Source organism: Enterobacter sp. 4974935 (assembly GCF_058661735.1).
Genome location: NZ_JBZWGT010000003.1, coordinates 1,677,749 through 1,703,007, shown reverse-complemented (window position 1 = coordinate 1,703,007; position 25,259 = coordinate 1,677,749). Strand labels below are relative to the sequence as shown.

The window sequence follows — 25,259 nt, the reverse complement described above, 5'->3', positions numbered from 1 at the left end:
AGTCTTACATTCCCCCTGAATGAACGGAAAGAATGTGAAGTCTTTTACTACTGCGGATTATCCTGAATCCAGGTACGATCAGGATCGCCAATGATGAGCTGCGGAACCAGTTTATTCAGTTCGTCGCTATGATAAAGACGTAGACAATTTAAGGTTACGCCTTTTACATCAGGTTTGCGCTCCGAGTGGAAACCATTAATTTGGTTTTTATACTTCCCAATAATGGCGTTAACTTTGTCAGTACCGTTTTCAGCATCAAACGGTATCCATTCAATAAATGCACTCGCACTGCGGGCCGCATCAGCAGAAAATTGACTGCCTTTATCTGCTACCTGCGCAAGGCAGCGCGCCAGGACAAAATCTTTAACCACCTGCCGGTATGTTTGCTGCTGATAAAAATCAACGTAAGGGTTGTCACCGCGAGCAGAAAAAGATAAGCAAGTGAGCAAAAGAAATGCGGTCTTTAGAAACCTGAATATAATTATTTTAATTCCCAAAACCAGATTTCCTGACAGTACGGAAAGCAATCGGAGTTACATATAAACGAATTATTACTCAGAGGCTCGATAAGGTCGATATGACCACCCCCATACCCATCAATTTTATTGAAGAAAACAACACCTTTTCGGCCCAACATTGAGCGTGCACCAGCCTCGCGGTCTTTAAAGATTTCTGCCTTGCCAAACACATGGGATTTATAAAGCTGATCGGCAAGTAATTTTGCGCCAGGCTCGATTGTTTTTCCCTTATAGGGACCGGTCTTTATGGGTAAACGCCCTGTAAATTCAACATTGCATTTTAACAATGCCAGGCTCATTCTTACCGCACAGGTATTTTCGTATGCCGGTTGTTGCTTGATAATCGTCGAATAATCGTAGCCAATTTCTGAAAAAACCTGTTCACCCGAGGCAAAACCCGCGCGTGTGTGATTTGAAGAGTAATGCTGACGTTTAAGTTGTTCGTATAATGGTCTCATCTGTCACTCTCCTTTTTTGCACGGGCGTAATTCTTTCATGCCGTCAATGATGATTTTTGAAGCGCGTTCCTCGCCTTGCTGTTTCGATAAGTCCGCAAAACGAGAATAGAGAAACTCATGTATTGTATTTGGCAAAAAAGGCCTGCCCTTGCACCATGCAGTGCCCTCAGACGCGTCGACTACGCCGAGAAGATACATATTTGCCTTAATGCGTTCACGTTCATTCGTTTTCGAAAGCCAGGCTTTAGCAAAACGCTCTGCACTCAGATTTAAATCGTACCCTGTTAACAGCGTCGGATCGCGTTGGAAGTTTGATGTGTCATCCTGAGGCAATGCTTCCGCTTGAGGGTATTTGTAATTTCCTGCGTCCGCGCTTGCGAGAGTAGAAACTGCCAGCAAACTGGTCGCGATCAAAAGTATATGTTTCACCGGCTATCCTTATTCACTGACAGAAACAAGCTAAGCTCTTCCGCTCAAATTGCCGGCCCCTTCGGGCCGGCAATCATCATTACGCGTCCTTCGTCTTCAGCGACGGCAGTTTAGATACCAGACGCAGGGAAACGGTCAGGCCTTCCAGCTGGTAGTGCGGACGCAGGAAGAACTTCGCGGCGTAGTAGCCCGGGTTGTCTTCAATTTCCTGCACCTGCACTTCCGCAGCCGCCAGCGGTTTGCGGGACTTAGTTTCCTGGGAGGAGTTAGCCGGGTCGCCATCCACGTAGTTCATCACCCAGTCGTTCAGCCAGCGTTCCATCTCTTCGCGCTCGCGGAAGGAGCCGATTTTGTCGCGCACGATGCACTTCAGGTAGTGAGCAAAACGACAGCAGGCGAACAGGTAAGGCAGACGGGAGGCCAGGCGCGCGTTAGCGGTGGCATCCGGGTCGTGGTACTCGGCCGGTTTTTGCAGGGACTGCGCGCCGATGAAGGCGGCGAAGTCGGAGTTTTTGCGGTGAACCAGCGGCATAAAGCCGTTTTTCGCCAGCTCGGCTTCACGACGATCGCTGATGGCGATCTCGGTCGGGCATTTCATGTCCACGCCGCCGTCATCGCTCGGGAAGGTGTGGCACGGCAGGTTTTCCACCGCCCCGCCGGACTCCACGCCGCGAATCGAGGTGCACCAGCCGTACTCTTTGAAGGAACGGTTAATGTTGGCGGCCATCGCGTAAGCCGCGTTCGCCCAGGAGTAGCTGTTGTGGTTCGCGCCGTCGGTCTGCTCTTCAAAGTCAAAGCTGTCGACCGGATTGGTGCGAATGCCGTACGGCAGACGCGACAGGAAGCGCGGCATGACCAGGCCCAGATAACGGGCATCTTCCGATTCACGCAGTGAACGCCAGGCGGCGTATTCGGTGTTCTGAAAGATTTTTGTCAGGTCGCGCGGGTTAGCCAGCTCCTGCCAGGACTCCATCTGCATCACGCCCGGCGCGGTGCCGGTAATGAACGGACAGTGGGCCGCAGAGCCGATGCGCGCCATCTCGCCCAGCAGCTCAACGTCCTGCGGGCTGTGGTCGAAGTAGTAGTCGCCTACGATGCAGCCAAACGGCTCGCCACCGAACTGGCCGTACTCCTGCTCGTAGATTTTTTTGAAGATCGGGCTCTGGTCCCAGCCCACGCCCTTGTAGCGCTTCAGGGTGCGGCCCAGCTCCTGCTTGGAGATGCTCATAAAGCGGATCTTCAGCATCTCGTCGGTTTCGGTGTTGTTCACCAGATAGCTCAGCCCGCGCCAGGCGCTCTCCAGCTTCTGGAACTCCTCGTGGTGAATGATTTGGTTCACCTGCTGTGAAAGCTGCTCGTCAATACCGGCAATCAGGTTCTGAATGGTGCGGTAGGTATCGTTTGAGAAGGTCACGGTGTTTTCCAGCGCCTGCTGCGCCAGGGTTTTTACCGCGCTTTCTACGGCAGAGCGCGCCTGATCGGTTTTCGGGCGGAACTCTTTATTCAGCAGCGCGCTGAACTCGTCCTGGCTGAAGGCCTGGCCCGCCTGCTGATCGTGTTGTTGAGTCTGGTTGCTCATCGATTATTCCTCGCTACCTTTCGCACTTTCGTCATTTTTTGGCATCTGGCTCAGGGATTTGAGCAGCGTCGGATCCTGAAGGATTTTTGCAATCAGCTCTTCCGCGCCGTTTTTGCCGTCCATGTAGGTCAGCAGGTTAGAGAGCTGGGTGCGCGCTTCCAGCAGCTTGTTCAGCGGCTCTACTTTGCGGGCTACCGCGTCCGGCAGGAAGTCGTCCATACTGTCAAAGGTCAGATCGACGTTGAGCTTACCTTCGCCGGTCAGGGTGTTATCCACCTGGAACGCCACGCGCGGCTTCAGCGCCTTCATGCGTTCGTCGAAGTTGTCGATGTCGATTTCAAGGAACTTACGCTCGTCGACGGCTGGCAGGTTTTCCACCGGCTTGCCAACCAGATCGGCCATAACGCCCATCACAAACGGCAGCTGAATTTTGCGTTCTGCGCCGTAGATCTCTACGTCATATTCGATCTGCACGCGGGGAGCACGGTTGCGTGCGATGAATTTCTGTCCACTGTTACTCATTGCCATGATGTTCTCCATCAAAGATGCGCGGTGAAGGTGAAACGGCAGACTCCATGCCTGTCGTCATAATGCCAGGACGCGTCATTCGCGGCGTCCAAAGATGTTTTCCAGTTGGTTAACGCCGTCTGGCGCCAGGTCGCGAATAATGTCCATAAAGTTGAGTTCAGACAGCCGCTGCACCCGTTCAATCATCAGCGGTGCGGGGTGGCTGGGTTCGTACTGCGCAAAATACTGTTTCGCTTTTTCCAACATCAGTTGCGCGTCGGCGCGGCTGGTCACCTGCACGCTGCGCCAGTCCGTCACCTGCTGAACGGGCGACGCGGTCACCGGCTGCGGCTCGGCGTGCTGCTCAGCCTGCGCGTCACGGTTCGGCAGCAACTTGCTGATATCGGTCACCTGACAGGCGCTCGAAACTTGCCCGACGGTTTTCAGCAGCTGTTCCATCTCCGGTACGCCACTTTCCCCGAGATAGCCGGTAAGCAGTTCGCGGATGGCGAGCAGGCGTTCGTTGATCACGATTACCGCTTCGGTGCCTGGCTGATCGCCCCGGGCCAGCTCATCGATCAGTCGTGGACGACCGCCCGGATAATCCGGACACTCTGTTTTACTGCCGTCAAGCAGCGCCTGGGCGTCACGGAGCGAAATCTCATCGCCGTTAGAGCGGAGCAGTGAGGCGTTACGCACCGCGACCGTCAGGTCAGATTTATCGCTCAGCCCGGCGAGGGCGTTAATGCGGTAGAACGGATCGGTTTCGCCATACTCTTCCAGCAGCGGGTAAAGTTGCTCCCAGTAACGGGACAGGGCTTCCTGCACCAGCAGTAGCCCGTCGGCGTAACCTGCCAGCCCGCGACGACGCGTCCAGGCATGGGTTAACGCCAGCATGACGCGAAGATCTTTGGTGCGGCCCAGCAGGCTGGTGGCGAGTTTTTCCACCGTGTTCCAGTCGGCAGGCTCTGCCGGAATGATGGTGTCGCCAAACTGCTGTTCGGCTTTGCCCTGACTGGCCTGCCCCATGGCCTGGAAATCAGCGTCGTACTCCAGGTTTTCACCGCAGGGGTTATCGGGGCTTATCGGCGCGAGAAATTCATCGATATTCATAAGATCCCTGCTTATTCAAACATAGGCGGGTAAAGACCGTGGCGGCCCGGACGGGCGCCGCCTGCCGGATCGAACAGCAGCGTAAAGAGCTGCCCGGTGAAGTTTCCGCTGTGGACGTGGGTGTAAAGCGGATAGCCGTCGCAGCGGTTTGTCCACCAGTAGCTGGTCTGGCGCAGCGGATCAAAACACTCCGCCGCCTGCGGCCAGCCCAGCGTGCTCTGACCCTCGTCGTCATAGCCAATCACGTCGAGAATGTCGGAACGCTTTTGCGGCTCAACCGGCTGGGGCGCCGGGATGGTCATCAGCATTTCATCCAGCTGGGAGGCAGAATAGCTGTTACGTACCGCGTGCAGCCCCAGACGGCCAAGCTGCTGGTACCAGCTTTCAGCCTGCCCGAGCAGACGGGATGACCACTCGGCCGGGGTGAAGCTCAGTTGCAGGCATACCGGATAGTGACGGCCTACGCTGTCACGGCCCGGTAGCAGGCAGCCCATCTGAATCATCTGGCTACCAAGCATCGGCGGGACGACAAAGTTCCACACCGGGGCTTTAGAAAACGGGCGCTCACCGCTGCGCTGCTCTTCCTGTTGCCAGGCCAGCAGGCCGACCTGAAACCAGTGCGACCACTGGCGTTGCAGGGTATCCGGAAAGCGACGCTGCAAAAAATCTCCGGCGCTGGGTAATTTGCCATACCAGCTATAACGGTTCATCGCAGGGGTATTCGTCATACGGCTGTCCTTGCGGTTATGGGCATGAGAAACGGGGAAGCTGGAACGGGTTACGGATGCTGTTCGGGGCAAACTCCAGCGTGACCTGATGTCCGTCGACGTTGAAGGTGGCCTGACGGCTCAGGCTACCCGCGCCAGGGCTGGTGCGCGCCTTGTCGAAAAAGCGGTTCAGCGCCCAGGAACCGTTAGTCACCAGCGTTGCGGTGCTGCCATTGGCCAGACCGAGCTGCATACGCACCTGGTTCGTCCCGCCCGGCCCCGGCCAGGTCATGATCTGCACCGCCTGCGGACCGTGGCTGTAGCGCAGCAGTTGGCCGTCCACGTCCAGCGTCAGGTTCAGAATGGTATTGTCCATACGCACGGTGCGCACCGTCACCTTGAAGGATGGCGTGGTCGCGCCGTTTGCGAAGAAGGCATCGCGGACAGACTGCGCCTGCTGGAACGGACGCAGCAGCCCTTCACTGCCCGGCAGCGTTTTACCGTCGATGCCCGGCATAAAGCGCCAGTTCGCCTGGGTGGTGTCCACCTTGTTGGTCAGGTTGTCGCGGAAAAAGGTGTCCATCAGTCCGGTGCCCGGCGCGAACATGCGGGCGAGATCGTCCGGCGTCACCTCGGTGCTGGCGCTGCGCACCAGCGGATAACGCCCGGCAATCGCCTGACGGCAGAACCCACCCACTTCCACGTTAATGCGCTTACGCACGTTCTCCAGATCGCGACGCTGAGTGTCGCTGCTGGCGCCGACGGCCATATTGCTGAACATGGTTTGCAGCCCGCCCGGCAGACGTCCCGCGCTGGCTTGCAGGCGGCTAATTGCATCGCCGCCCGGCGCAGGCATACCGCTGTTTGCTGCATCCTGAACGGCAGTCAGGTAGCGATAAAGCTCGTCAACCTGCTTGAGAAAATCATCAAAGACGATGGTCTTACCGCCCTTCTCCAGCGGCTGCGCCAGCTCAATCATCGGCGCATAGTGGTCAGTCACCAGTTGCTCAGGCGCCTGCGTCACAACCGCGCCCTGCGTCGGGGCATTGTCACCGTTGCTGAACAGCGCTTCCAGCGTGCGGGTGGCGCGGTTGCTTTGGTCTTCCGCTTTTTGCGCATCTTCCGGCGCAGGCGCAGTGCGCGACAGGGTCAGCACCTTGCTCAGGTTAAGTACCAGACGGCGCAGCGGCGAATTGGTGCCTGAAAGCAGGCGCGCGGTGTTGATACGCTGGGAAAGATCGGCGCTGTTGTTGAGCTGAATATCAGCGAGAAAGCGATCCCAGTTAACGATAAAGTCGCGCATGTAGAGCTGACGCACGGCGTTGTCGATCTGCTGTTTATCTTCCTGGGCAGTGGTCGCTCCCAGTACCCAGGCATCGTCCTCGTGCAGGGCGGTGGTCACGCTGTCGATCTGGTCGTTGAAGCTTTTCCAGTAGCCGTCCGGCGTGTAGAGGCCCGGTACGCCCTCACTCACCGGCTTGCCGCTTTTGCGCGAAAACACCAGCTCGCTCTGCGGGCCGCCGAGATCAGAAAGCGAAACCGGCTTCAGGTTCTCATCATGCTCCAGCAGACGTTTCAGGCGCCCATATACGCGTGTTGAGAGCGGCTGCTGGTTGATCAGCGCCCTCTCGCGGGCCACCAGATCCTCATCCTGCGCATACGGTGAAGCCTGAATTTTTGGCTCCAGCAGCTGCGTCAGGTGCCATTCCAGCTCCTGAAGCTGCGCCTGCGTCACGTTCTGCGGCAGGTTGCGTTGCAGGTTGAGCATAACCCACGAGTGCAGGAATTTACCGTCATAATGCTTAGGCTGGTAGAGCATCTGATAGGCTTTCAGCGCCTCATAGCTGTACTCCACGTCGCTGCCGTTGTCGTTGCGCAGCCAGGTGGTAATGTGCATCGCCACGGCAGGCAGCAGCATCTGATCCAGCGCCTTCTGATACAGAGACTGCGAGGCATCGCTGACGTCATCCCCGCGATAAAGCCCCATGCGGCGGGAAACCGGCGGGTTGTTAACGTCGAAGGCATCGCTTTTCGGCAGATCCACCAGGCTGTTAAGCAGCGGCAGAAGCGCAAACAGATCTCGCTGGGGCTGGTTTTGCAGCGCCTTGCTCTGCTGCTCCAGCATCGGCACTTTTGCATCTACCTCTTCCAGATAAGCTTTATTTTTGGCGTAGCTGGTCAGCCACAGACCACCCAGGATCACCAGCAGGGCCAGCAGCGCCGCGTAGCCGGACCACATCACGGCGCGGTTGCGCAGCTCCCACCAGCGGTTTTCCCCGGCGATGCCCGCTTCCTGGAAAATCACGTTTTGCAGCAGATTTTTAATGAAGAAGCTTTGGCCCTTCGCGCCCGGGATCGGCGCCTCTTTGCTTACCGAATCCCAGCGCGTGCTTTCCTCCCCTTCAGGTAAGGAGAGCGCGCGGTTCAGCTCGCCCATCACGCGGTCAAACGGCATCCCTTCCTGGGTGCCGCTGGCAAAGTAGATGCCGCGCGGCGAAAATTCGGTTTCGAAGTTTGAGCGGGCAAAGACCGTGCTCAGGTAGTCTGCCAGCAGCGGACGCAGCGCGGCGAACTCCTGCGGGAAGAGATAGGCTTCCGCACGGGTTTTGGCGTCATGCTCTTTAAGCATGGTTTCCGGCAGGCCGGCATCCAGACGCTGTTGCAGCAGGGAAAATTCCTGCTGGAAGTTGCCCATCAGGTCGTAATCGGCGTGTTTGGTCTGCTCCCACGGCAGCGTAAAGCCCCAGATCTGATCGCGCTGGGCTTTGTCGTAATCCGCAAACCAGGCGCGGAAGCCTTTAAGCAGGTCCGCTTTGGTCACCATCACATACACCGGGAAGCGAATACCCAGCTGTTCATGCAGCTCGGAGAGACGCTGGCGCAGGTTGACCGCCTGCTGGCGGGAGGCCTCAGCGGACTGCGAAAGCAGGTCGGAAATGCTGATGGTGATAATCACGCCGTTGATGGGCTGGCGACGGCGGTATTTACGCAGCAGGTTGATAAATTCCAGCCACTCCCCGGCGTCCTGAACCTGCTCGCTCTCCTGAGTGGTGTAGCGCCCCGCGGTATCCAGCAGAACCGCCTCGTTGGTAAACCACCAGTCACAGTTGCGCGTGCCGCCAATGCCGCGCAGCGCGGTTTTACCGAAGCGGTCCGCCAGTGGGAATTGCAGCCCGGAGTTGGCCAGCGCGGTGGTTTTACCTGAACCCGGCGCGCCAATAATGACGTACCACGGCAGCTGATAGAGGTACTGCGTACTGAAGCGCTGCGTCCACTGCGCGCCATGTCCCGCTTTGCTGAAGTGGGCTTTTTTCAGCATCTGGGCGGCTTCATCGAAACGCCCGGCAAGGATCTGCTCCTCGCTGTTCAGACGTTTCTGCGGATCGGCCGCCTCCGGGCTGGTGGTATTTTCGTTAAGCTTGTCCATCAGCTTACGGTTCAGCCAGGCGTTATACAGCCGCGGCAGAATGTGGCTCTGGGCCCAAATCAGGTAGACCACCGCAATGCTGATGACGCGGTTCTGCTCTGATTCAAGGGGCCGGGTGTCCACGATGGACAACAGCGGGCCAATCATCCAGATGACCGCCGCGAGTGCCGTTACGCCCAGGAAGCTCCACAGAATGCGATTGGTCAGTATAGAAAGTAGAGTAGTCAGCATCCTTAGTTTCCTTGCGGCAATCCGTTCAGCTCGGCCTGGGTATTGTCAGGCGATACCAGCAGCGTAATCTCCACGCGGCGGTTACGGGCGCGATTTTCAGGCGTCGTGTTAGGCGCTACCGGGTTGATCTCGCCCCGCCCTTCGGCTTTGACGCGCTCAGGCTGCGAGAGGCTACCCTGGAGCTGTTTTTGCACCGAACGGGCGCGCTCAAGCGAGAGTTCATAGTTGGAGGCGAAGCGTGCGCTGCGGATCGGCACGTTGTCGCTGTACCCCACCACCAGAATTTTGCCGCTGACGTTATTCATCGCCTGGGCGATGCGGTCGATGACCGGCTCATAGCGATCGCGCACCACCGTTGAGGCCGAGGCAAAGAGTCCGTCCCCTTTCAGGATCACCACGCTGCGATCCGCCTCATCCTTAACGGCCACCAGACCGGCATCAATTTCCGGTTTCAGGAAGCCGCGCAGGTTCAGTACCGCCGGTAGCTGACGTGCAGGTTGCTGGATCGTGGTTTCCGGCAGTTGGGACTGGTAAATTTTCGCCAGCACCGGGCTGGTGTTATCACCGAGACGCCAGTTCAACACGATATAGAACAGGCAGGCGATAAAGCCGACCAGCGCCACGCACGCCCAGAGTGGAATCATCGGCCGCCAGAGCTTGCGCAGAACGGGGCGATCTTCCGGGTGCGGCGAGAGCGGCGGCGGGTAGCTGCCTCGCACGCCACGGATCATCTGCCACAGGCGCTGTTTGATGGTTTCAAGCTGGGTCCGGCCATTGTCCAGCACGCGGTAGCGGCCTTCAAAGCCGAGCAGCAGACAGTAGTTGATCATCTCCAGCAGCAGAATGTGTTCGCGCGGATTCTGCGAAAGACGTGCCAGCAGCTGGAAAAACTTCTCGCCACCCCAGGTTTCGTTATGAAACGTCACCAGCAGACCATTGCTTGACCAGACGCCGCTGCTTCCCCAGGGGGTCAGAGCGGCGGCTTCGTCCAGCGCCGTGCAGAGGCAGTAGCGCGCGCCGACAATCACTTCATATGGTAAGCCCGCCTGCTGGCATCGCACCTCGAAACGGCGAATTTCGTCAATCAGGCGCTGGCGCAGCCCGACCTGATCGTCGTGGGAAACCGAATGACGGATTTGCGGAATCGCATTGAGCAGCGGATTGGCGGCCGCCACCAGCTGATTGTTCCCACTGGCTCCGGTAAACAGGGCATCACTGCCGGTATCCTGTCGTTCCTGCATATTAAGCGCTCGCTTTATTATTCTGTCGGGCTACGGATGGCCCAGAACTCCATATCGAGACCCGGGAATTCCCCTGCGAGATGCAGCGCAAATGCCCCAGACTTGTCCATCTCGTGCCACAGTTCGCTGCCCCTCTCGAGCTCGAAATAGCTGTAGCCTGCATGCCACGGGATCTGCGGCGGCGCGACGGGCATTGCCCGAAGCATGATGCCCGGCAGCTGGAGCTGAACCAGATCGCGAATTTTCGAGACTGGCGCAACCTTCATCTGGGCAGGGAAATGGGTTTGCAGGTGTTCGCCGGGGACATTGGCTTTTACCGCCAGCACGAAGCCAAATTCGCGGACCATGCTGGTCTCCGGCACGGTGGCGATGTTAAGACCGTGAGAGCGTTCGTGCAGCGGCAGCTGGATGGCATGATCCTCCATGACCAGCGACAGCCCCTGACGCAGCATCAGCATCAGTTTGCCGAAGCAAAGGGCGAGATCGTCATGGTCGTATACCGGCAGTACGCTCTCTGCGGTACGCTGCGGCGTCCAGGTGGCGAGTTCCGTGGCAAACGGCAGCCAGCTTCGCCAGAGCGCTTCAGGGTGAAGCAGCGGCAGCGTTTTTAAATGTGAGATGTCGCCAAGGTGGCGGTTGATCAGCGAAAGAAGCGTGAACTCAACCATCTCGGACGTATTGAAACGCCCTGGCTGGCGCAGGCGGCCGCCGATCTGCTGGCTACGCTGCACCAGCAGGCCGTGCAGGTCATTGATCATGCCGTACAGCTGCGGGCTGTTATTGGCGTTCAGCATTGGTGGGATGTAGCTGTTATCCAGCCGCACGTGGTTGTCGTTGCGCTTTTCAGCGACGCACGCCACGCCGATGGCGGTCCATTCTGCCGTCAGATCTTTCTCCAGCATCAGGGTCAGACGCAGGCGGCCAAACTGAACCGTCGCTTCCCCGACCGACATGGCGTTGTCGTCTTCTACCTCTTGTTCAAACGTAATAAAACGCGCCAGAGAAGAGTGCTCCTCGCTGAAAATCACCTCTTCACGTCCACCGCGACGAACCGGCAGCGCAAGCACCACCTTTTCATTGGTAAGATTATCGGGGATTTTTAGCGGGGCCGGACCGTTGCGGTCGCTGCGCACCTGGAAAAAGGTGCCGTCAGGGAGCAAACCGCTACAGTAGCTCAGGGCAATACAGCCCTGGCGAAGCATCGCTTCATCCAGCTCAAGGTCGAGAAAGCCCCAGAGATACGAACGCTGCAAGGCCCCCCACTCACGAACGTGGTTGAGGAGGTAACTTTCTGTCCGCTGAAAATGGTGGGGACGCAGGAACATGCCCTCGGTCCAGACGACCTTTTCTGCTTTCGTCATGATGATCTCTTTCCTGTAATGAAGGGCGTTACTGGTTGATGACCCGGATACCATTTACGTCAAGGAAGACACTGGCCTGGAGTTCATCTGCGGACCATTTCCAGAACTGGTAAATCGCGTTTTCGCCGGGAACAGGCAAAGGAAGTGAGACGCGCCATTTTTTGCCGTCCAGTGCCTGGTATTCCGCCATTACGCCGATATAGCGCGCTTCCGGTGAGCTTTGACCGCTCAGGGTTTTCGAAAGCTGGCCCGGCATCAGGAAGAACACATCGCTGTTCAGCAGATTCGCGCCAAGCGTGGCTGACGCGTTGTTCTGTAAGGAGTAGAAGTCGCTGGACATGAAATCCGCATCGGATTTCAGCAGCAATACTCTGACCTTAAGCGGTGCAGAATCATTGATTTGAGGATGAGCCTGAAACTGAAGATTGTAGCGGGAGGGGTCGCTGTGTGAAGACGACGTACAACCACCGATCAGCGCGAGAATCAACGCAAAAAAAGGGAACCACATCCGATGGAAATTTTTATTATTCATAAAAATATGCTCGTGAAACCCGTTTAGTTCAGGATCCAGGTACCGTTCGCGCTGTCTTTGCAGGCTTTGCTGTTGCCATCGACATCAACACAGGTGGTTTTCTTGCGCGCTTTAGGGCGCAGTGCCTGTTTACGCACGGTGGCTTCGTACTGGTCGGCCTTGATTACGGCACGCATCGGCACGTAACCAATCAGCTGTTCACTCCCTTCATCGGCCAGCGCCATCCAGAAATGTTCAACCTGCCCCAGCACGACGTAAGTTTTTCCGGTCTCAAGCGTACGGATCACTTTTCCACCGTAGTCAGGACGGCTCATCAGGGATGCCGGGTACATAGCACGATACGGTTCATTCACCTGAGTGAACTCCGCCGGAGGGGTAACAGCGTGACGGTGCGTCAGCGTGATGCCATTAACCTGGCTGGTCACAATCGTATCATCGGTGATCGCTGGTTTTTGCGGCGCCTTACAGCCCGCCACCGCCATAACAAACAGAAGTGATAACAATACACGCAGTTTCATATGCTTTTCCGTAGCGATATTTAGAGGATGAAGAGAGGGGATAAAATTTGACTTAGGTGCTATTGTTAAAAATAGTCAGGTTTTTCCGGGGCGTTACTATTATTTGGGCATAGCTACCGCACGAGCCTTCGAGAATAAGGCCCAGCGTAATCCTGACATATTTTGACAAACGGTAAACAAGTTTACATGAGCTTATCACCTTTTCAATATTTCCTTTTTCGCTACTGCTGATTCATGAGGCATTCGCCTCACTCTGAGATTAATCTGAAAAATAGAAAAATCACGCAATTAACTGATTTAAAGACAAAAAAATCCAAAAGAGAACCATTATCACTAACGTAATACCACTATTCCTGCCACTACCATAATTAGTAGAACGGAGAATTTTTCAGTTGCATATGAATATATCTCACACGAATTATTTGTTGTATCGATAGCAAATCGTCAATACTCAGGACGATGTCCCATCAAATTAAGAAAACACAGTAAGGATGAAAAAATTAATTTCACGCCGCAAATTAACTTTATGCTCTCCCCCTTCTTAAGATAATTTTCTTTCGTCTGGGCCGTATGAATAATTAAGCCTGACTACACTCTTGCTCGCCAAAGCATTGCTCAAAATATAACCCACCCTTTCCAGGTAATGAATAAAGACGCTGCTTTCGACAGGCGAACTTCATTTGGCATTTTACCGTCACTACACTATTGCTTGCTTTCCACCACTCCGACGATTTATTACAAACATGATGAAAATTTGTTATGAGTTCTTTGCTTTCCCGCACCATAACTTACAGGCCGAGCGGTAAAAACAGGTTAAGTGGGTTTCAAAATATGTGCCGTTGCCGGCATCGGGGTTGACCATAACCGTGCTCGGTAACTGTCAACGTCCTCCACTTGACTTATATTGTAAGAAAGGTACTTTTCAGGACATGAAGAAGATCCTGATAATCGTTCCTGATGGTGGCATGTTGTTTGAAGCCGCCGGTATAGCCGACATTCTGATGCAGGCCAACCGTCTGCACCCGGACGGTCTGGCGCAGCCCCGCTACCGCATCATTATTGCCACTACCCAGCCTCACCTGGTGATCCATGGCCAGTCCGGCTTAAATCTGCTGGCGGACTATCGCCTGCCGGAGCTGGATCCGCGCGAGCCGCTGGACACGATTATCATCACCGGCCGTGGCATGAATGAGCAGGAAAGCACTGCGGTGGTGGACTGGCTGCACCTGGCCGCGCCGCATGCGGGACGCGTCGCCTCTGTCTGCGGCGGGGCCCTGCTGCTGGCACAGGCCGGACTGCTCGATGGGCGCCGGGCAACGACCCACTGGCGGCTTCTGGAAACGTTGAAAACCCGCTATCCTGCGGTCAACGTTGAGGGCGGCCCGCTCTATGTTCAGGATGGTCCCGTCTGGACGTCCGGCGGCGTCAGTTCCGGGTTTGATCTGACGCTGGCGCTGGTAGAGGATGATTACGGCTTCACCCTCGCCCGCAACGTGGCGCAGGATATGGTGATGTACCTGCGTCGGCCTGGCGGCCAGCTACAGTTCAGCCGCTATAATCTGGAGCAGTCCGGCGCGACCGGACCGGTTAGCGAACTGCAAAGCTGGATCCTGCAAAACCTCACCGCAGATTTGTGCGTCGAAAGGCTGGCCGAACGGGTCGCCATGAGTCCGCGCAATTTCACCCGCGTGTTCACGCGTGACGTCGGTGTACCTCCGGCCCGTTATGTCACCGAAGCGCGCCTGGCCGCCGCACGACAGCTTCTGGAGCAGACCCCGTATCCGCTTGAGGTCATTGCCGAAAAAAGCGGGTTTGGGACCAGCATCAACCTGCGCCGCGTTTTTGAAAAGCAGCTTCATCTCACGCCGGGCGAATATCGCCAGCGTTTCCACTGCCGCAGAATGGCGTAATCTGATCCTTTTTTGTCATTTACGCCAACCGACCTGACACCTACAGTAACTCCAGACAACACAGATAAGGAGTGCATCATGGTTAAGGTCGGTATTAACGGTTTCGGCCGTATCGGACGTAATGTCCTGCGCGCGGCGCTGGGCAATCCGGATCTCCAGATTGTGGCCATTAACGATCTGACGGACAGTAAAACCCTCGCCCATCTGCTGAAATATGACTCTCTGCTCGGCACGCTACCGGTACCTGTGGAAGCGGCGGACGGCGCGCTACAGGTTGACGGGCAACGCATCACCGTATTCAGTGAACGCGACCCGGCAAACATTCCGTGGAAAGACGCTGACGTTGAGGTGGTAATCGAAGCCACCGGTTTCTTCACCGAACGTGAAAAAGCGGCGGTGCATATCACGAGCGGCGGCGCAAAACGCGTCATTATTTCCGCCCCGGCTAAAAATGATGATCTTACGGTGGTAATGGGCGTGAACCACACGCTGTACGATCCGGCCCAGCATTTTGTGGTCAGTAACGGGAGTTGCACCACTAACGGTCTGGCGCCAGCGGCGCAGGTGCTGCACCAGCAGTTTGGCATTGAACACGGGCTGATGAACACCACGCATGCCTACACCAACAGCCAGGCGCTGCATGACCAGCCAGAAAAAGATCTGCGCGGCGCGCGTGCGGCAGCATTATCGATTGTGCCTTATTCCAGCGGCGCGGCAAAAGCGCTCGGGAAAGTAATCCCCGAACTGGACGGTAAACTCACCGGGTATTCCCTGCGCGTGCCGGTGCCAGTGGTGTCGATTGTCGATCTGACGGTGACGCTGAGCCGCAACGTGACCGCCGAAGAGGTGAATGACGCGTTCCGTCAGGCTGCCGGTAGCGGGCCGCTGAAAGGCATCCTGGGCTACAGCGATGAACCGCTTGTCTCCAGTGATTATCAGGGCGACCCGCGCTCATCCATTATCGACGGGCTTTCAACGCTGGTGATTGGCGGGAATATGGTGAAGATCCTGTCGTGGTATGACAACGAGTGGGGCTTCTCAAACCGTCTGGTGGATTTGGCGGTGCTGATGGATAAAAAAGGGTTGTAGGGCTTAAGCCGGGTGGCATGAAGCTTACCCGGCTTTTCCGTGGTGTGGTTAAAAATTAAGTAATTCAACCCTGGTGTAGTGAAAGCGCACCCGAATTATCTGGTTATGCGAAAAATGGGACATTCAACACGCGAAGTTATCGATATTCGTCTAAGGTTTTCAGGTAATTGACAACAGCGGTCACGCTGCTCAGCGAAGACAGGAGACGAACCGATGATAAGACCTCGCGCACGACGCCCCGCTTTTTTACCCCTTGCGTTGGCAGGCGCACTACTCGGTGTTACCGCATTTGGTTATGCTGAAGACCAGCCAACGAGCCAGCAAAGCTCACCTGATATTCTTCTTGGCCCCCTCTTTAATGACGTTCAGAGCGCCAAACTGTTCCCGGATCAGAAAACCTTCGCGGATGCCGTTCCCAAAAGCGACCCGCTGATGATCCTGGCGGATTACCGGATGCAGCATACCCAGTCCGGTTTTGACCTGCGTCACTTCGTGGAGATGAACTTTATCCTGCCGAAGGAGGGTGAGAAATATGTTCCCCCTGAGGGCCAGAGCCTGCGCGAACACATAGACGATCTGTGGCCTGTGCTGACCCGCACCACCGACAAAGCGAACAAATGGGACTCCCTCCTGCCTTTGCCAAAACCCTATGTCGTGCCGGGAGGACGCTTCCGCGAAGTCTATTACTGGGACAGCTATTTCACCATGCTGGGGCTGGCCGAGAGCGGCCACTGGGATAAGATCGGCGACATGGTGGACAACTTCGCATACGAGCTTGATACCTGGGGCCATATCCCTAACGGTAACCGCAGCTACTACCTGAGCCGCTCTCAGCCACCGTTCTTTTCTTTGATGGTGGAACTGTTGGCCACGCATGACAGCGACGCGTTGAAGAAATACCGTCCGCAGATGGAGAAGGAGTATGCCTACTGGATGGAGGGGGCTGATGGGCTCCAGCCTGGTCAGGCAAACAAACGCGTGGTGAAGCTGGATGACGGCTCCCTCCTCAACCGCTACTGGGACGATCTGGACACGCCACGCCCTGAGTCGTGGCTGGATGACGTGACCACCGCCAAAAATAACCCTAACCGTCCGGCCACCGAGATTTACCGTGATCTGCGCTCTGCCGCGGCCTCGGGCTGGGATTTCAGCTCCCGCTGGATGGACGATCCCCAGAAGCTGGGTACCATCCGCACCACCAGCATCGTGCCGGTGGATCTGAATGCGTTGATGTTTAAGATGGAAAAACTGCTGGCCCGTGCCAGCCAGGAAGACGGGGATACCGCAAGCGCAAGTAAATATGACGCGCTGGCCTCCGCACGTCAGAAAGCCATGGAGAGCCACCTGTGGAACGATAAAGAGGGCTGGTATGCGGATTACGATCTGAAAACCAGGAAGGTGCGTAATCAGCTGACTGCCGCGGCCCTCTTCCCGCTGTATGTGAAGGCCGCATCACAGGATCGCGCCGATAAAGTGGCCGCAGCCGCATCGTCGCGCCTGCTGAAACCGGGCGGTATTTCTACCACCACCATCAACAGCGGGCAGCAGTGGGATGCGCCGAACGGCTGGGCGCCGTTGCAGTGGGTAGCGGTGGAAGGGTTGCAGAACTATGGTCAGCAGAAAGTGGCGATGGACGTGACCTGGCGTTTCCTGAAAAACGTTCAGCATACCTACGATCGCGAGAAGAAACTGGTTGAGAAGTACGATGTCTCTTCGACAGGTACCGGCGGTGGCGGCGGTGAGTATCCGTTGCAGGACGGTTTCGGCTGGAGTAACGGTGTGACGCTCAGGATGCTGGACATGGTCTGCCCGAAAGAGAAGCCGTGCGACAGCGTACCGGAGAATCAGTCTGCGGCAAACGATGATGTTGCACCTGCTAAACAGGCGGCGCAGTAGCGCCCCTCACCCTAACCCTCTCCCCAAAGGGGCGAGGGGACTGTTCAGTGCGGTAACGCCACCGGGCTTTTTTCAGAAGCTGTAGCTCGCCCCGACCTGGAAGGTGCGGTCGCGGCCTATCCAGCAGTTGGTCGCGTCATAGCAGGTGAGCGTCTCTTTGTTGGTGACGTTCTGCGCGCTCGCTTTCAGCGTCAGCCCCTCCAGCGATGGCGCCAGTTCGCCCATGCGGTAAGATGCCGCCAGATCGTACTGCGTCGTACCGCCCAGCTTGCCTGCATCATTGGCTGGCGAGATCTCCATCGGCCCGGTGTAGCGTGCACCAGCCCCCAGCGCTAACCCTCTCAGCGGCGTGCTGTCAAAGGTGTAATCTCCCCACAGATTAAAGGCGTTCTCAGGGACCTGCGTCGGTCGTTTGCCCTGGTACTTGTCATCTTCGGTATTGATGGCGTGGGTGTAGGCATAATTGGCAATCAGCGTCAGGTTATCCGTTGGACGACTAATAGCGGAAAGCTCCGCGCCTTTCGATTCCACTTCCCCGGTCTGTCGGTAGTTGAGGAAGCCCGGATCGCTGGTCACCACATTTTTCTGACGAATGTTAAACACCGAGGCGGTGAAGGTAGTTGCATATTCCGCCAGCAGATATTTCACCCCACCCTCCACCTGCTTACTGGTGGTGGGCTTAACGTCTTTCGCGGTCAGCGTACCCTGCGGCGATACCGGTGCGAAACCTTCCGAATAGCTGATAAACGGCGAGAGACCATTGTCGAAGGCATAAAGCGCGCCCAGTCGTTTGGTGAGGCGATCCTGCGATACCCAGGCTTTGTCACCGTTTTGCAGATAGTTGGTGGTGACGGAACGGTAGTCGTCATAGCGCAGGCTGGCCAGCACGTTCAGCCCGCCAAACGCAATCTGATCCTGGAGGTAATAGCCATTCTGCTGATAGCTGAGACGGTTTTTCTGCGCGGTGTAAAGCCCCAGCGCATCGTTATCGATCTGCGAGTGATCCGGATTGCGCATATCGATACCCGGTGTGGACGAGGCGTAACGATAATGGAAGTGAGAGTTCAGCTTCTGGTAGTCAAAGCCCGCCAGCAGATGATGTTGCCAGTCCCCCAGCGCGACGGTTCGGGTAACCTGGTTATCAATGTTGAAGCTCTGCAAATCTTCATCCGTGGTATAGGCGAAGCGGTTAAGCTGGTAGACCTCGCTGCCCGTCCCGGTGGAATAGGCGCTGCGCTGGTGGGTATCCACGTCAAAGTAGCGCGCTTTCTGGTTAAAGCCCCAGCCACTGTCAAACTCATGCTCAAAGCTGTAGCCCAGCATCCACTGGCGCTGTTTGAAGCCGCTCCACTCATCCCCGGCATAGTCACGACGATCGGCGTATTTAGACCGCAGATAGCTTAGCGGCATCGGATCAGACGGCGTCAGGCTCGGCGTATTTTGCGCCAGCGCGTCAATGGTCAGGCGCGTTTTGTCATCCGGCTGCCAGGTCACGGAGGGGGCCACCAGATAGTTTTCATAGCGCGTGGTGTGCGCCTGTTCGTCACTTTCCGTTGCTTTGCCCAGCAGACGATAGTTCCAGTCGCTGTTCGCGATCTGCCCCGTGGAATCCAGGTACCCCTCTTTCAGATTGCGGTTTCCGGTATTAAAGCCCAGTTCCGTTTTCGCCTCTTTCTGCGGCTTTTTACTCTGAATATTGACCAGCCCACCCGGGGAGCCGCCGCCATACAGCACGGATGACGGCCCCTTCAGGATATCGACGCTCTCAATCAGCAGCGGATCGATTCGCGCTTTGGTGTTCCCGGTGACGTTATAGGGAAGTTGCAGGCCGTTGTAGAACTCCTGATCAACGTTGAACCCGCGGATTTTGTACTCGCTCATGTAAGAGGTGCTCCCGCGCACCTCCGTGGAAACGCCCGGCGCATAGCGCAGGATCTCGTTTACCGAACTGGCGTGCCGCTGCTCAATCTCTTTAGCGGCGATGGTGTTGATCACCTGCGGCGTTTTACTTTCCGCGACGGCTGATTTCGTGGCGCTATTGGTCCAGGCAGGGAGCGCGCTGCCCTGCTCTGTACCGGTTACCACGATGTTGGGTTCTTCTGCGAAAGCCTGTGTCTGCAATGCCAGCGTGACGGCGCCTGCCAACGCGCATAACGCAAAACGTGAGGTGCTCATAGTGTCGTCTTATTATTAGATGATATTGGGAACGACAATTATTATCATTTTTATTACCAAATCAATATCAGCGGAGAAAAACAGATCGTTTGTATTAAGTTTCATGCCAGCGTGCCGATAACCCAGAGACAGTCTGTCATCTATCGAGGAGCCATCTGGCGTGAGTAGCTACAGTGAGCAGTTCCTGAAACAAAATCCGCTGGCTGTATTAGGGGTGTTACGCGACCTGAAAAAGGGCGAGGTGCCGCTGCGCATCAACTGGTCAACCAGCCAGTTTATCAGCAAGATCCTGGACGTGACGGCAGAACACCTGATCGTGGATCTGGGTAGCCAGAGCTATGAAAACCGTGCCGCGCTACAGGCAGAAAACCTCTCGGTGATGGCCGAAACGCAGGGGGCTAAAGTCGAGTTTATACTGCCTCGCCTGACCACGATCGTGTACCAGGGTTTGCCTGCGTTTATCACCCCCCTGCCCGCTAATCTCTGGTTCGTGCAGCGCCGCGAGTATTTTCGCATCAGCGCCCCGCTTCACCCGGCCTACTTCTGTAAGGCGAAAATGCCGGACAAAAAAGAGATCCGCTTTCGTCTCTTCGACCTGTCGCTGGGCGGCATGGGAGCGTTGATGGATATGCCGAAGCCGGAAGGGCTGGTGGAAGGTATGCGTTTTAGTCAGATCGAGCTGGATATGGGCGGATGGGGACGCTTCTGGTTTGACGCCCAGCTGATTGCCATCAGCGAGCGCAAGGTGGTGGACGGCAAAAACGAAACCATTACCACGCCGCGACTGAGTTTTCGCTTTCTGAATGTCGGGCCAGGCGCCGAGCGCGAACTACAGCGCATCATTTTTTCACTGGAGCGTGAAGCGCGGGAACGCGCGAATAAAGTGCGCTGAAAGGCGTCGGGCAGCGTGCTGCCGCCCGACAAAGACGTTACATGGCGTCCATTGCTTTCTGTACTTTCCAGATATAACGTGGAGCCTGTGCTGACGGATGATTCTTCACAACGTGTTCGAAGAATTCATCTTTATCCATATCGTTAATCTCTTCTATCGCCTCTTTGCGATCGGATGAGAAGGTTCGGAGCAGCGCGCCAGCTCCGTTAACGTACGACACCACCAGCGCATATTGCATCACTTCCGGATCGTCAATCCCCTTCAGAATGCCATGCTCCAGAATGCTCAGGTAAGCGGTTCCCATAGAGATATTACGTTCCGGGTTTTTCAGCTCGCTGGTGGATGGCTGTCCCTTCCAGCCCATGTAGCGATAGACCTCTCTTCCCGCCGTAGAGGCTTTTAACTGCATCAGCCCCACCGCATTCGATTTACTCACCAGCGTCGGGTTCCCGCCGGACTCCACGGCGATGATCGCGGTGATCAGGCGCGGGCTCACGCCCCAGGCCTTCCCGGCTTGTTCGCTGATCGGCATCCACTGCATGGCCCGCTTTACCGGGACTTCAGGATTCCAGGGGGGATTTTTATAATCATGTTTTGAACTACAGCCAGCGAGCAACACAATCAAAAAAGCAAACCATCTCAATTTCACGTCATCTATCCTTATAGCCGGTCATCGCGGTACGTCGCCCCTTGAAGCAGGCGGCGTATAAGCGGCATGATATAGACAATTAGATTCTCATTCAGCAAGGAATTGCCATGCCTCAGTTTCATCTCATTGCACCGTCGGGCTACTGCATCAACCAGGAGGCGGCACAGCGGGGCGTTCAGCGCCTGCTGGAAATGGGCCATCAGGTAAAAAATCAGACAATTATCCCCCGCCGCATGCAGCGTTTTGCCGGTACGGAGGCGCAGAGACTGAGCGATATCAACAGCCTGGCAACGCTGGAAGGTGAAAACACCATTGTGCTGGCCGTGCGCGGCGGCTATGGCGCAAGCCGGCTGCTGGAGAGCATCGACTGGGCCGGGCTGGCCGCACGCCAGCAGCAGGATCCGCTGTTAATCTGCGGACACAGCGATTTCACGGCGATCCAGCTCGGGCTGCTGGCGTTGCATAACGTCATTACCTTTAGCGGCCCGATGCTGGCCGGCAACTTTGGTGCGCCGGAGCTGGATGCGTTTACGCAGGACCATTTCTGGCGCGCCCTGCAAAACCCGACGTTTACCGTCGAGTGGCAAGGCAACGGACCGCACTGGGAATGTGAAGGGCAGCTGTGGGGCGGAAACCTCGCGATGCTGGTATCGCTGATTGGGACACCGTGGCTGCCGCAGATCGAGGACGGCATTCTGGTGCTGGAAGATATCAACGAACACCCGTTCCGCGTCGAACGCATGCTGTTACAGCTTTATCACGCCGGGATCCTGGATCGGCAGTCGGCCATTGTGCTGGGCAGTTTCAGCGGGTCAGCCCCCAACGATTACGACGCGGGCTACACGCTGGAGACGATGGTCGATTTCATTCGTTCCCGGCTGGATATTCCGGTGATCGCCGGTCTGAATTTCGGCCATGAGCAGCAAACCGTTACCTTGCCACTGGGTGCCCGGGCGCACCTTGCACACGGTAATTCAGGCAGTCGGTTAACAATCAGCGGTCATCCGGTCTTAAAGGCATAAAAAAGCCGTTATTCCCCCTCAATAAAACGCAGATACAGTTGTTAATATGTTAGGGTTTTAATAACAGCGTTCACATTGAGGTGGGAGTAAGACGACATTGAGTGCCACAGCGATAATCAGTCTTTTCATTCTGGGTTCCATCCTGGTAACCTTCAGCATTTTATTAAGTTCATTTTCATCGCGCCTTGGCATACCTATTCTTGTCATTTTCCTGGCTATCGGCATGCTGGCGGGGGTTGACGGAATCGGCGGTATCCCCTTCGATAATTACCCTTTCGCCTATATGGTAAGTAACCTCGCGCTGGCGGTGATCTTGCTGGACGGCGGCATGCGCACCCAGGCAAGTTCGTTTCGCGTTGCCTTAGGCCCGGCGCTGTCTCTGGCTACCGTCGGCGTGCTAATCACCTCCGGCCTGACCGGTATGATGGCAGCCTGGCTGTTTAACCTCGATATGATGGAAGGCCTGCTTATTGGCGCGATTGTCGGCTCTACCGATGCGGCGGCAGTGTTCTCGCTGCTCGGCGGCAAGGGGCTGAACGAACGCGTTGGCTCCACGCTTGAGATTGAATCCGGCAGTAACGATCCGATGGCGGTGTTCCTGACCATCACCCTGATTGAGATGATCCAGCAGCACGAAACTGGCCTGAGCTGGATGTTCGCCTGGCACATCCTCCAGCAGTTTGGCCTCGGGATTATCATTGGTCTCGGCGGCGGTTACCTGTTACAGCAGACAATCAACCGTATTACGCTGCCTTCCGGCCTTTACCCGCTGCTGGCCCTGAGCGGCGGGATCCTGATCTTTGCCGTCACCACCGCGCTGGACGGCAGCGGTATTCTGGCGGTTTACCTCTGTGGATTCCTGCTGGGCAACCGACCGATTCGTAACCGTTATGCGATACTGCAAAACTTTGACGGGCTGGCCTGGCTGGCACAGATCGCCATGTTCCTGGTGCTGGGCCTGCTGGTGACGCCTTCCGACCTGCTGCCTATCGTCGTGCCAGCGCTGCTTTTGTCGGCCTGGATGATCTTCATCGCCCGTCCGCTGTCGGTGTTTGCCGGGCTGCTGCCGTTCCGCGGGTTTAACCTGCGTGAGCGGATATTTATCAGTTGGGTGGGGCTGCGCGGCGCGGTGCCGATTATCCTGGCGGTTTTCCCGATGATGGCCGGGCTGGACAACGCTCGTCTGTTCTTCAACGTCGCCTTCTTCGTGGTGCTGGTATCGCTGCTGTTCCAGGGGACGTCGCTGGGCTGGGCGGCGAAAAAAGCCAAAGTGGTGGTACCGCCCGTTGGCTGGCCGGTCTCCCGCGTGGGGCTGGATATTCATCCAGACAACCCGTGGGAACAGTTTGTCTATCAGCTAAGCGCCGATAAGTGGTGCGTGGGTGCTTCGCTACGCGATCTGCATATGCCCGCTGAAACGCGCATTGCCGCCCTGTTCCGGGATAACGCCCTGCTTCACCCGACCGGCAGCACGCGGCTGCGAGAGAACGATATCCTCTGCGTGATTGGCCGCGAGCGCGACCTGCCTGCCCTTGGCAAGCTGTTCAGCCAGTCGCCCCCGGTGGCGCTGGATCAGCGTTTCTTCGGCGATTTTATCCTCGAAGCCAGCGCCCGCTTTGCGGATGTGGCGCTGATTTATGGCCTGGAGGGAGGAATGGAGAATCGCGATAACCAGCAAACACTGGGCGAGATTATTCAGCAATTATTAGGGGCTGCACCGGTCGTCGGCGACCAGGTTGAGTTTGCCGGGATGGTCTGGACGGTGGCCGAGAAAGAGGATAACGCGGTGCGCAAAGTCGGCGTAAGGCCGATGGAGGAGGAGGCGGCGGAGTAGCTGCTTTTTTGCCGGGTGGCGCTAACGCTTACCCGGCCTACGTTCGGGCTTTTGTAGGCCGGGTAAGGCGAAGCCGCCACCCGGCACACACATGTTACACCGTCACAACAGGCACTCTTGACGCCAGCGCGCACATCAGTTCATACCCGACAGTGCCCGCCGCAGCGGCCACATCATCAATTTTAACCTCGTTGCCCCACAGCTCAACCGGTGAGCCGATCCCCGCCTGAGGACATGGCGTCAAATCAATAGCCAACATGTCCATTGAGACGGTGCCTACCGTGCCCGTACGCACGCCATCGACCCACACCGGCGTGCCGCTCGGGGCGATGCGCGGATAACCATCTGCATAGCCCCCCGCCACGATACCGATACGCTGTTCGCCCGCTGCCCGATAGCGGCTGCCATAGCCCACCGTATCGCCCGCTTTCAGGGTTTGCACGCCGATAATTTCGCTTCGTAACGTCATCACCGGCTTCAGGCCGCTGTTGGCGATATCCTGCCACTGACCTGAGGGTGACGCGCCGTACAGCACGATCCCCGGGCGCACCCAGTTGTAATGCGCCTCGGGATGCCAGAGCGTTGCCGCTGAGTTCGACAGCGAGCGCGGACAGTCCAGCCCTTCTGCCGCCTGCTCAATGCGGACCATGGCATCGGCAATGCCGTCCGGCTTTTCCGCATCGGCAAAATGCGCCATCAGCGTCATCTCACCGACGTTTTTCAGCGCACGAAGCTGCTGCCAGACCGTGTGCACGCGTTCAGGCTGGAAGCCCAGACGATTCATACCGCTGTTCACTTTGAGATAGATATCCAGCGGGGCATGCAGCTTCGCGTCCTGAATGGCCTTGATCTGCCAGTTACTGTGAACGCTGGTCGTCAGGCGGTACTTATCCAGCAGAGGCAGATCTTGCGCATGGAAGAATCCTTCCAGCAGCAGGATCGGTCCTTTCCAGCCGCGCTCACGCAGCAGGATGGCCTCTTCCAGATTCAGTAAGGCAAAACCGTCGGTGGCGCCGAGCGCACTCCAGATACGGTCGATACCATGACCGTAGGCGTTGGCTTTCACCACCGACCAGACACGAGAACCCGGCGCAGCACGACGAACAATTTGCAGGTTATCCTTCAGCGCCTGCAAATCCAGCTGGGCCAGAATGGGACGGGACATGACGAC

20 protein-coding genes and 1 pseudogene are annotated in these 25,259 nt (G+C 56.7%); 6 read left to right on the top strand and 15 right to left on the bottom strand.

The window, feature by feature from the left end:
* Positions 1–47: 47 nt before the first annotated feature.
* From AC4OVS_RS09275 to AC4OVS_RS09220, 12 genes are all read right to left on the bottom strand, one after another.
* Positions 48–497 (bottom strand): T6SS amidase immunity protein Tai4 family protein, encoded by a 450-nt coding sequence (locus tag AC4OVS_RS09275; RefSeq protein WP_491922337.1) that lies wholly within the window; start codon positions 495–497, stop codon positions 48–50.
* Positions 482–976: a T6SS effector amidase Tae4 family protein gene (locus AC4OVS_RS09270; RefSeq protein ID WP_022648411.1), complete on the bottom strand. Its 495-nt coding sequence runs from the start codon at positions 974–976 to the stop codon at positions 482–484. Before AC4OVS_RS09270 ends, AC4OVS_RS09275 begins: the two co-directional genes overlap by 16 nt.
* Before the next feature lie 3 nt (positions 977–979).
* A complete protein-coding gene (locus AC4OVS_RS09265; protein ID WP_045308301.1) occupies positions 980–1,405 on the bottom strand; it encodes a Rap1a/Tai family immunity protein in 426 nt (141 codons plus the stop codon).
* Positions 1,406–1,484: 79 nt separating this feature from the next.
* Positions 1,485–2,984 (bottom strand): type VI secretion system contractile sheath large subunit, encoded by a 1,500-nt coding sequence (gene tssC, locus AC4OVS_RS09260; RefSeq protein WP_006810956.1) that lies wholly within the window; start codon positions 2,982–2,984, stop codon positions 1,485–1,487.
* A 3-nt stretch (positions 2,985–2,987) separates the two neighbouring features.
* A complete protein-coding gene (gene tssB, locus AC4OVS_RS09255; RefSeq protein ID WP_022648413.1) occupies positions 2,988–3,512 on the bottom strand; it encodes a type VI secretion system contractile sheath small subunit in 525 nt (174 codons plus the stop codon).
* 75 nt (positions 3,513–3,587) lie between these two features.
* Positions 3,588–4,604: a type VI secretion system protein TssA gene (gene tssA, locus AC4OVS_RS09250; protein WP_023300332.1), complete on the bottom strand. Its 1,017-nt coding sequence runs from the start codon at positions 4,602–4,604 to the stop codon at positions 3,588–3,590.
* Positions 4,605–4,615: 11 nt separating this feature from the next.
* Positions 4,616–5,332 (bottom strand): type VI secretion system-associated protein TagF, encoded by a 717-nt coding sequence (gene tagF, locus AC4OVS_RS09245; RefSeq protein ID WP_006810959.1) that lies wholly within the window; start codon positions 5,330–5,332, stop codon positions 4,616–4,618.
* A 16-nt stretch (positions 5,333–5,348) separates the two neighbouring features.
* Positions 5,349–8,969, bottom strand: a complete 3,621-nt coding sequence (gene tssM, locus AC4OVS_RS09240; RefSeq protein ID WP_023306458.1) for a type VI secretion system membrane subunit TssM — start codon at positions 8,967–8,969, stop codon at positions 5,349–5,351.
* Positions 8,970–8,971: 2 nt separating this feature from the next.
* Complete coding sequence (locus AC4OVS_RS09235; protein WP_023300334.1) at positions 8,972–10,210, bottom strand: DotU family type VI secretion system protein; 1,239 nt, start codon at positions 10,208–10,210, stop codon at positions 8,972–8,974.
* Between the two features lie 17 nt (positions 10,211–10,227).
* A complete protein-coding gene (gene tssK, locus AC4OVS_RS09230; RefSeq protein WP_022648417.1) occupies positions 10,228–11,571 on the bottom strand; it encodes a type VI secretion system baseplate subunit TssK in 1,344 nt (447 codons plus the stop codon).
* A gap of 28 nt (positions 11,572–11,599) precedes the next feature.
* Positions 11,600–12,103, bottom strand: a complete 504-nt coding sequence (tssJ, locus tag AC4OVS_RS09225) for a type VI secretion system lipoprotein TssJ (RefSeq protein WP_023306460.1) — start codon at positions 12,101–12,103, stop codon at positions 11,600–11,602.
* A gap of 23 nt (positions 12,104–12,126) precedes the next feature.
* Positions 12,127–12,621 carry a hypothetical protein gene (locus AC4OVS_RS09220; RefSeq protein ID WP_006810964.1) on the bottom strand — a complete coding sequence of 165 codons (495 nt, stop codon included), beginning with the start codon at positions 12,619–12,621 and terminating at the stop codon, positions 12,127–12,129.
* Between the two features lie 929 nt (positions 12,622–13,550).
* Here AC4OVS_RS09220 and AC4OVS_RS09215 point away from each other — a divergent pair.
* From AC4OVS_RS09215 to AC4OVS_RS09205, 3 genes are all read left to right on the top strand, one after another.
* Entirely contained in the window at positions 13,551–14,531 is a 981-nt protein-coding gene (locus tag AC4OVS_RS09215) for a GlxA family transcriptional regulator (protein ID WP_022648419.1), read from the top strand.
* Positions 14,532–14,609: 78 nt separating this feature from the next.
* Complete coding sequence (gene gap / locus AC4OVS_RS09210; protein ID WP_157507419.1) at positions 14,610–15,620, top strand: type I glyceraldehyde-3-phosphate dehydrogenase; 1,011 nt, start codon at positions 14,610–14,612, stop codon at positions 15,618–15,620.
* A 213-nt stretch (positions 15,621–15,833) separates the two neighbouring features.
* Positions 15,834–17,516 (top strand): alpha,alpha-trehalase, encoded by a 1,683-nt coding sequence (locus AC4OVS_RS09205; protein ID WP_045623225.1) that lies wholly within the window; start codon positions 15,834–15,836, stop codon positions 17,514–17,516.
* A gap of 72 nt (positions 17,517–17,588) precedes the next feature.
* Here the strand turns inward: AC4OVS_RS09205 and AC4OVS_RS09200 are convergent, their stop codons facing one another.
* A complete protein-coding gene (locus AC4OVS_RS09200) occupies positions 17,589–19,691 on the bottom strand; it encodes a TonB-dependent siderophore receptor (RefSeq protein WP_491922336.1) in 2,103 nt (700 codons plus the stop codon).
* A gap of 160 nt (positions 19,692–19,851) precedes the next feature.
* On the opposite strand from AC4OVS_RS09200, the gene ycgR reads away from it, so the two are divergent.
* On the top strand, positions 19,852–20,583 hold the full coding sequence (gene ycgR / locus AC4OVS_RS09195; RefSeq protein ID WP_491922335.1) for a flagellar brake protein YcgR: 732 nt from the start codon (positions 19,852–19,854) through the stop codon (positions 20,581–20,583).
* A gap of 37 nt (positions 20,584–20,620) precedes the next feature.
* On the opposite strand, the gene emtA is transcribed toward ycgR, so the two are convergent.
* Positions 20,621–21,232 carry a membrane-bound lytic murein transglycosylase EmtA gene (gene emtA, locus AC4OVS_RS09190; RefSeq protein WP_022648424.1) on the bottom strand — a complete coding sequence of 204 codons (612 nt, stop codon included), beginning with the start codon at positions 21,230–21,232 and terminating at the stop codon, positions 20,621–20,623.
* Positions 21,233–21,339: 107 nt separating this feature from the next.
* On the opposite strand from emtA, the gene ldcA reads away from it, so the two are divergent.
* Complete coding sequence (ldcA, locus tag AC4OVS_RS09185) at positions 21,340–22,254, top strand: muramoyltetrapeptide carboxypeptidase (RefSeq protein WP_063849150.1); 915 nt, start codon at positions 21,340–21,342, stop codon at positions 22,252–22,254.
* Between the two features lie 97 nt (positions 22,255–22,351).
* Positions 22,352–24,019: pseudogene (locus tag AC4OVS_RS09180) on the top strand (potassium/proton antiporter); the annotation flags it as partial.
* A 163-nt stretch (positions 24,020–24,182) separates the two neighbouring features.
* Here AC4OVS_RS09180 and dadX read toward each other — a convergent pair.
* Positions 24,183–25,253: a catabolic alanine racemase DadX gene (gene dadX, locus AC4OVS_RS09175; protein WP_022648427.1), complete on the bottom strand. Its 1,071-nt coding sequence runs from the start codon at positions 25,251–25,253 to the stop codon at positions 24,183–24,185.
* Between the last annotated feature and the right edge of the window lie 6 nt (positions 25,254–25,259).

Coding starts and splice junctions, on each gene's coding strand:
- AC4OVS_RS09270 (WP_022648411.1), bottom strand. CDS start 976: ATGAGACCATTATACGAACAACTTAAACGTCAGCATTACTCTTCAAAT.
- tssC (WP_006810956.1), bottom strand. CDS start 2,984: ATGAGCAACCAGACTCAACAACACGATCAGCAGGCGGGCCAGGCCTTC.
- tssB (WP_022648413.1), bottom strand. CDS start 3,512: ATGGCAATGAGTAACAGTGGACAGAAATTCATCGCACGCAACCGTGCT.
- tssA (WP_023300332.1), bottom strand. CDS start 4,604: ATGAATATCGATGAATTTCTCGCGCCGATAAGCCCCGATAACCCCTGC.
- tagF (WP_006810959.1), bottom strand. CDS start 5,332: ATGACGAATACCCCTGCGATGAACCGTTATAGCTGGTATGGCAAATTA.
- tssM (WP_023306458.1), bottom strand. CDS start 8,969: ATGCTGACTACTCTACTTTCTATACTGACCAATCGCATTCTGTGGAGC.
- AC4OVS_RS09235 (WP_023300334.1), bottom strand. CDS start 10,210: ATGCAGGAACGACAGGATACCGGCAGTGATGCCCTGTTTACCGGAGCC.
- tssK (WP_022648417.1), bottom strand. CDS start 11,571: ATGACGAAAGCAGAAAAGGTCGTCTGGACCGAGGGCATGTTCCTGCGT.
- tssJ (WP_023306460.1), bottom strand. CDS start 12,103: ATGAATAATAAAAATTTCCATCGGATGTGGTTCCCTTTTTTTGCGTTG.
- AC4OVS_RS09220 (WP_006810964.1), bottom strand. CDS start 12,621: ATGAAACTGCGTGTATTGTTATCACTTCTGTTTGTTATGGCGGTGGCG.
- AC4OVS_RS09215 (WP_022648419.1), top strand. CDS start 13,551: ATGAAGAAGATCCTGATAATCGTTCCTGATGGTGGCATGTTGTTTGAA.
- gap (WP_157507419.1), top strand. CDS start 14,610: ATGGTTAAGGTCGGTATTAACGGTTTCGGCCGTATCGGACGTAATGTC.
- AC4OVS_RS09205 (WP_045623225.1), top strand. CDS start 15,834: ATGATAAGACCTCGCGCACGACGCCCCGCTTTTTTACCCCTTGCGTTG.
- AC4OVS_RS09200 (WP_491922336.1), bottom strand. CDS start 19,691: ATGAGCACCTCACGTTTTGCGTTATGCGCGTTGGCAGGCGCCGTCACG.
- ldcA (WP_063849150.1), top strand. CDS start 21,340: ATGCCTCAGTTTCATCTCATTGCACCGTCGGGCTACTGCATCAACCAG.
- dadX (WP_022648427.1), bottom strand. CDS start 25,253: ATGTCCCGTCCCATTCTGGCCCAGCTGGATTTGCAGGCGCTGAAGGAT.